At 69.2% G+C, this 7227-nt stretch carries 4 protein-coding genes; 1 reads left to right on the top strand and 3 read right to left on the bottom strand.

The window, feature by feature from the left end:
• Positions 1 to 3 precede the first annotated feature (3 nt).
• Positions 4 to 123, top strand: coding sequence for an integrase core domain-containing protein (locus ACFP1K_RS40700; protein WP_380763882.1), 120 nt, complete (start codon positions 4 to 6; stop codon positions 121 to 123).
• A gap of 444 nt (positions 124 to 567) precedes the next feature.
• On the opposite strand, the gene ACFP1K_RS40695 is transcribed toward ACFP1K_RS40700, so the two are convergent.
• The 3 genes from ACFP1K_RS40695 to ACFP1K_RS40685 all read right to left on the bottom strand — a co-directional run bounded on the left by ACFP1K_RS40695 (position 568) and on the right by ACFP1K_RS40685 (position 7008).
• Positions 568 to 690 (bottom strand): hypothetical protein, encoded by a 123-nt coding sequence (locus ACFP1K_RS40695; RefSeq protein ID WP_380763880.1) that lies wholly within the window; start codon positions 688 to 690, stop codon positions 568 to 570.
• A 190-nt stretch (positions 691 to 880) separates the two neighbouring features.
• Positions 881 to 5035 (bottom strand): hypothetical protein, encoded by a 4155-nt coding sequence (locus ACFP1K_RS40690; protein ID WP_380763878.1) that lies wholly within the window; start codon positions 5033 to 5035, stop codon positions 881 to 883.
• 971 nt (positions 5036 to 6006) lie between these two features.
• The gene (locus ACFP1K_RS40685; protein WP_380763876.1) at positions 6007 to 7008 is read right to left on the bottom strand and encodes a helix-turn-helix transcriptional regulator; all 1002 of its coding nucleotides are present in this window, start codon (positions 7006 to 7008) and stop codon (positions 6007 to 6009) included.
• Positions 7009 to 7227 lie beyond the last annotated feature (219 nt).

Here is a 7227-nt window from a genome sequence, read left to right as displayed (position 1 = left end):
GAGGTGTTCAACGACAAGCTCCGCGAATGGGAGGACTACTACAACTACCATCGACCCCACGGCGGCCTCGGCGGCCAAACCCCCTACGAACGCCTCAGGCAGAAGACCCAGACCCAGGCGTAAACGATCAACGTCGGTCGCACACATCGGAACCACATTCTGCGGATGAGAACTTTCTCTACGTCTTTAAAGGCGGTCCGCTTCGCGGCCCGCCGCGCGCCAGGCGGTCGCCGCCCGCGCTGCGGCTCTTCGGCCGGTCGCGGTCGGCACCGTCCCGCGCGCCAACAGCCACCTAGCAAACCCCGTGATCCGCAGCCAGCCTCACCCGTACCGGACTCGCAGACTCAGGCCAGGGCTGCCAGCAGCGCCATGGCCTCTTTCACCGCCCGCACCTCGTAATCAGCCCCTGGCCCGTCCATGACCAGGCCGCCCGGATTGACCCACACCGTACGCAGCCCGCCGCTCGGCCGCCCCTGACGTCCTTGACCAGACTGTCACCCACCATCCACCCACCCGCCTCCAGCGACACCCCGCACCGGTGCGCCAATCCGGTCCCATCCAAGTCGATCAACCACTCGACCGCCCCGGGCCGAGTTGGTGATCGGTGGCGAACTCCACCGCCCACACACGAAAGGCGGCACGCAGGTCGATCAGCGTGCCGTCCAGGTCGAACAGTGCCAGCCGCCGCACAGCATCCCACCCTAGACCGACCGCGGCGCCGGTACCGATCCTGGCTGAGGTTCCGCGCGGGCAATGGGCCGAGGTGGGACGATCGGCACACTTCGGTTGCTCGCCGTAGAAGATTGGGGCCGATCGCTGCCGCGCCGCCCCGGTGCTCGGGCCTTGGGGCCCTGCGCGCCGGGACGGCTTGCCACCGGATTTACCCCGCGGACCCACCGACATCGGGGGAGGCCGCTCCGGCAGGTTCGGAAAGAACCTCATCGGCCAGTCTCACCAGGACCGCCGAGTCGACCTCCGCGATTACCGGCAGCAGCGTGTCTGATCGGGCCTTGGTCAACGCCCAGGCCAGGAATCGGCGAGCACGGTCTTGATCCAGATGGATGATGACCGCTTTCACCGCTTCGGCTATACCGCCTGAGTCGGTGATGGTGCGGGCGACTTGCTCGGCTCGCTCGGTCTGCCCCATCTTCGCCAGGGCGGTGGCTAGGTCGCTCAGCGCCCAGGCTTGGTCGGAGGGGTCGGTGATGGTGCGGGCGACCTGCTCGGCGTGTTCGGTCTGCCCCATCTTGGTCAGGGCGGTGGCCAGGTCGCTCAGCGCCCGGGCTTGGTAGGTGGGATTGGTGATGGTGTGGGCGACTTGCTCGGCGTGTTCGGTCTGCCCCATCTCGGCCAGGGCGGTGGCTAGGCCGCTCAGCGCCCGGGTTTGGTCGGAGGGGTTGGTGATGGTGCGGGCGACTTGCTCGGCGTGGTGGGCGACTTGCTCGGCGTGTTCGGTCTGCCCCATCTTGGCCAGGGCGGTGGCTAGGTCGCTCAGCGCCCGGGTTTGGTCGGAGGGGTTGGTGATGGTGCGGGCGACTTGCTCGGCGTGGTGGGCGACTTGCTCGGCGTGTTCGGTCTGCCCCATCTTGGCCAGGGCGGTGGCTAGGTCGTGCAGCGCCTGGGTTTGGTCGGTGGGGTTGGTGATGGTGTGGGCGACTTGCTCGGCGTGTTCGGTCTGCCCCATCTCGGCCAGGGCGGTGGCTAGGCCGCTCAGCGCCCGGGTTTGGTCGGAGGGGTTGGTGATGGTGCGGGCGACTTGCTCGGCGTGGTGGGCGACTTTCTCGGCGTGTTCGGTCTGGCCCATCTCGGCTAGGGCGGTGGCTAGGCCGCGCAGCGCCTGGGTTTGGTCGGTGGGGTTGGTGATGCTGTGGGCGACTTGCTCGGCGTGTTCGGTCTGCCCCATCTCGGCCAGGGCGGTGGCCAGGTCGCGCAGCGCCCGGGTTTGGTAGGAGGGGTCGGTGATGGTGCGGGCGACTTGCTCGGCGTGGTGAGCGACTTGCTCGGCGTGTTCGGTCTGCCCCATCTCGGCCAGGGCGGTGGCTAGGCCGCTCAGCGCCCAGGCTTGGTCGGAGGGGTCGGTGATGGTGCGGGCGACTTGCTCGGCGTGGTGGGCGACTTCCTCGGCGTGTTCGGTCTGCCCCATCTCGGCCAGGGCGGTGGCTAGGTCGTGCAGCGCCCGGGTTTGGTAGGTGGGGTTGGTGATGGTGCGGGCGACTTTCTCGGCGTGTTCGGTCTGCCCCATCTCGGCCAGGGCGGTGGCCAGGTCGCGCAGCGCCCGGGTTTGGTAGGAGGGGTCGGTGATGGTGCGGGCGACTTGCTCGGCGTGGTGGGCGACTTCCTCGGCGTGTTCGGTCTGCCCCCTCTCGGTCAGGGCGGTGGCCAGGTCGCTCAGCGCCCAGGCTTGGTCGGAGGGGTTGGTGATGGTGCGGGCGACTTGCTCGGCGTGGTGGGCGACTTCCTCGGCGTGTTCGGTCTGCCCCATCTCGGCCAGGGCGGTGGCTAGGTCGTGCAGCGCCCGGGTTTGGTAGGTGGGGTTGGTGATGGTGCGGGCGACTTTCTCGGCGTGGTGGGCGACTTTCTCGGCGTGTTCGGTCTGGCCCATCTTGGCCAGGGCGGTGGCCAGGTCGTGCAGCGCCCGGGTTTGGTCGGAGGGGTCGGTGATGGTGCCGACGACTTGCTCGGCATGTTCGCTCTGCCCCCTCTCGGTCAGGGCGGTGGCCAGGTCGCTCAGCGCCCAGGCTTGGCCGGAGGGGTTGGTGATGGTGCGGGCGACTTGCTCGGCGTGTTCGGTCTGCCCCATCTTGGTCAGGGCGGTGGCCAGGTCGCGCAGCGCCCAGGCTTGGTCGGAGGGGTCGGTGATGGTGCGGGCGACTTGCTCGGCGTGGTGGGCGACTTTCTTGGCGTGTTCGGTCTGGCCCATCTCGGCCAGGGCGGTGGCTAGGCCGCGCAGCGCCTGGGTTTGGTAGGTGGGGTTGGTGATGGTGCGGGCGACTTGCTCGGCGTGGTGGGCGACTTTCTTGGCGTGTTCGGTCTGGCCCATCTCGGCCAGGGCGGTGGCTAGGCCGCGCAGCGCCTGGGTTTGGTCGGAGGAGTTGGTGATGGTGCGGGCGACTTGCTCGGCGTGGTGGGCGACTTCCTCGGCGTGTTCGGTCTGCCCCATCTCGGCCAGGGCGGTGGCCAGGTCGTGCAGCGCCCGGGCTTGGTAGGAGGGGTCGGTGATGGTGCGGGCGACTTTCTCGGCGTGTTCGGTCTGCCCCATCTTGGTCAGGGCGGTGGCCAGGTCGCGCAGCGCCCAGGCTTGGTCGGAGGGGTTGGTGATGGTGCGGGCGACTTGCTCGGCGTGTTCGGTCTGGCCCATCTTGGCCAGGGCGGTGGCCAGGTCGCGCAGCGCCCAGGTTTGGTCGGAGGGGTTGGTGATGGTGCGGGCGACTTGCTCGGCGTGGTGGGCGACTTTCTCGGCGTGTTCGGTCTGGCCCATCTCGGCCAGGGCGGTGGCTAGGCCGCGCAGCGCCTGGGTTTGGTCGGAGGGGTTGGTGATGGTGCGGGCGACTTGCTCGGCGTGTTCGGTCTGCCTCATCTTGGTCAGGGCGGTGGCCAGGTCGCTCAGCGCCCAGGCTTGGCCGGAGGGGTCGGTGATGGAATAGGCCAAGGCCTCGGCCCGCAGCACGTTGCCCAGCATGGCCCACACCGCCGGTAGCCCTTGAGGGATGTGGGTGTTGCGATCGGCCAGGAACTCCCGCACCCGCGCCAGGCGCACCAGCGCATCCAGATCCGGCGTATTCTGCCCGCACACTGCCTGCTGGCAGGCCGCCACCTCCGCCAAGCCGGCCGCATCCCCACCGCTGACATCCAGCATCCGATCCAGCCGCACCCGATCGGTGGCCAACACCACCATCCACCCCACCTCCCCACACGAGCGAAGCATCTGGTGATACCCACGCAACAAGTACTCCGGCGTCCCCGCCGGCCACCCCCGCCCCCCATACGCCCGCGCCCAATCGTGGATCCGCTCCCGGTACCCCGCCAGCACGCTCTCACCCAACCCCGCCCTCGCACCGGCCACCAGCTCCTCATGCGCCAGCACGAACACCCGCCCACCCCGCCCCGAACTCCACACGCTGTCGCGGCTGGCGAAACTGCGCCCCGACACCGCCCGCAGCAGCCGATCCACCTCCCCCGGCGCCACCCCCGTCAAATCCGCCAGATCGCTACTGCTCAACCCGCCCCCGGCCGCCACCAGCAGCCCCAGCAGATCCCGCTCCCCCCGCTCTCCGTACAGCAGATGATCCAACTCCCGCTCTGCGGCATCCCGGATCACTTGCGCCGCCGGTGAGGGCGCCAGCATCCGCACGATCCCCGGGTCCCGCAGCGGATGCCGCACCGGCACATCAGAGGGAACCGGCGGATCCGGACGCCCCGACACCACCACCCGCATCCCCTGCGGGGGTACCTCCGGCAGTAATGCGGCGATGCTGTGCGCCCCCGGACCCACGCACACCCCCCGGTCCTCATCCAGCCCGTCCACCACCAGCACCAGGCGCTCCCCGCGATCTCGGCACCAGTGCGCCGCCTCCTTCAGCAGCCGTCCGAACCACCCCTGCCGGCCGGCCTCTCCCGCCAGCGGTGGCAGCGGCTGGCCCAGCAACGCGGCCAACTGCTCGGTCACCACCTCCAAAAACGCCCCCCGGTCGCTTTGGCCGGCATACCGGGCGGTGATGAAGAACGACACCACCCGCACCCCCGGCGGCGGATCCAGCACAAAGGACGCCATCAACGCCGACTTGCCCGCCCACGCCGGCCCCTGCCACCACACATAACCACGATCATGATCACCGGTACAGAACTCGGCCAGCTCGGCCAGCTCGGCCTCGCGGCCTACCAGCTTCCAGGGAAAGATCTGCTCGACCTGCTCCAGGTACACCGACCGCGCCACCGGCGAACCCGCCAAGACCACATCGCCCTCGTGGTGCCCGGTCATGACGTAACTGCCCGCCCCACCGGAGGCGTCTCCGCTGTGACGTACGGTGCTCTTCACGGACCTGCCCTTCCACCGATCACCACGATCCGCACCACCCAGCCCGCCGGAGTTCAGGAGAACTTGACACCGGTGTTGGCGTCCCCGCCCTCAGAGACCGCATCCCCTGAGCGCTTGACCCGCACCTCCCCCGGAGCGGCCTTAGCCCGCCCCGACACCCCTGTGTTGGCCCGACCGCCACCCCGCGCAGTGGCCCGCCCGGTGTTGGACACCCGAACGCTCCCGCCAGCCCACGAGGCCGCTGGCCAGGCCGCCCACACCGCCACCCCCAGCGCCCCCACCCCCGCCAACGCCGACACCACCGAACCCGCCTGATCAGCCCGATCCCACCCCGCCACCGCAAACACCACCGCCAGCACGGCCACCACCCCGGCCGTCCCCGCCAACACCCACCGACGCACCGTCATACCAAGCATTGTCCGCACCAATCACACCCAACCCGAGACAAAGCCCGGAAACGATGCCTGAAGGCAACACCACCCCAGTCACCGACCACAGGCACGCCGGACCCGACGACAACGGTGACGACATCATCAGGCACCACCTGCCCACATCGGCCACCGTCCGCGCCCTCTGACCACGGCGTCCGCCACTCGATCAGGACGATCGCCCCGCCTGAAAGGCGGACGGTCATTACTGCTGTACAGCAGTCCGTACAGCAACACCGCCTTACGCGATCGCACGCCACCACACCGCATCCACCGCCTGAGCAGTGCGAGATGCCGTCGACGAGGCGTCTGCCCTTCCCTACGGATCAGAAGGTTGGGGGTTCGAATCCTCCCGGCCGCGCCCACTCGAAAGGCCCGTCACCAGTGCAAAGCTGAGACGGGCCTTTGTGTTTGTCCTGACAATCTCCCGATCTTGCTAACACCCCCGCTAACACGGGTGCTTGGGTGGCTCTTGCCCACTCGCTGATGGGCTGTCCCGGATGAGACGGGGCCCGGCCGGTTCGGTGTTGCTGTCCATGGTGGCTACGTGTCGAGGGCTTCGGTGTAGCGGCGGGCCAGGGTGCGGATGTGGGTGACTAGTTCGGGGGGGCCGTCGACGCGGAAGTCCATCATCAGCATGCTGAGGTAGATGGCGATGGTCTCCAGGGCGTCGGCGCCGGTGATGAGGGTGCTGGTGTGGGGGTCGATGGGTTCGACTAGGCCTACGGCGGGGTTGATGCGGGCGATCACGGTTTCCGCGGGGGCGAGGACGGTGACGCGGGCGTGGACCTTCCAGCCGGTCTGGGCTACTTCGCGTAGGACGAAGGCGACGAGGTCGTTGTCGGGTAGCGGGCGGGCGGCGAAGTGGCGGGATGCGGGTCGGACGTGGGTCAGGTCGGCGACCGGTACCGCCTGCCAGGTGTGCGTGCCGAGGTCGTAGGCGACCAGGAACCAGCGGCGGCGCCAGCTGATCAGGCGGTAGGGCTCCATCTCCATCTCGGTCTCGGTCTCGGTCTGGGCGTGGGTCGCGGGCAGGGTCGCGCCGGCGCGGGTCGCCAGCAGGGTCGTGCCGTCGCGGATCGCGCCCGCGAGGACGGTGAGGGTGGCGGCGGGCACCGGGGCGTCCGGCTCGCGGGAGCCGACCGTGGCGGGTCCGACGGCGGTGGCCGACCGGAGTGCGGTCGCTTTGCGCTGCAGGCGTCTGGGGAGGATCTGCTGGAGTTTGGCGAGCGCCCGGGTGAGGCTGGCGTCGATGTCCGCGATTCCGGTGGAGCCGTCCTCGGCCAGGCCGACGGCCAGCGTCACGGCCACCGCCTCGTCGTCGTCGAGCAGCAGCGGGGGCATCTTCGCGCCTTGCCCGAGCCGGTATCCGCCTACGGCGCCGCGCGTGGCGTGCACCGGATAGCCGAGTTCGCGCAGGCGCTGGATGTCTTGCCGCACTGTGCGTTCGGTCACGCCGAGGCGCTCGGCGAGTTCGCGGCCGGTGTGAGACCGGTCCTGCAACAGGGACAGCAGGCGCAGCACTCGGGTTGTCGTCGGAGCCATCGTCTTCTCGCCCTCAGGATTATCAGGAACGAAAAGAGCCTAATAGGCTCCTAGGCTGGTGTCACAAGCAAGGAAGAGAAGAAGAGCGAAGGGGCAAGATCATGAACACCACTGACACCGCCACCGTCACCTCCCTGCGGCCGGTTTGGCGTGAGGTGCTGGCCGCTTCGTACCGGGCGTTGGAGAGCAGCGTCGCGGGGGTGCGGGACGGGCAGTGGG

Source organism: Sphaerisporangium aureirubrum (assembly GCF_042658925.1).
GTDB classification, from domain to species: domain Bacteria; phylum Actinomycetota; class Actinomycetes; order Streptosporangiales; family Streptosporangiaceae; genus Sphaerisporangium; species Sphaerisporangium aureirubrum.
The sequence above is the reverse complement of the archived record's forward strand: the minus strand, read 5'-3'. Positions and strand labels throughout refer to the sequence as shown.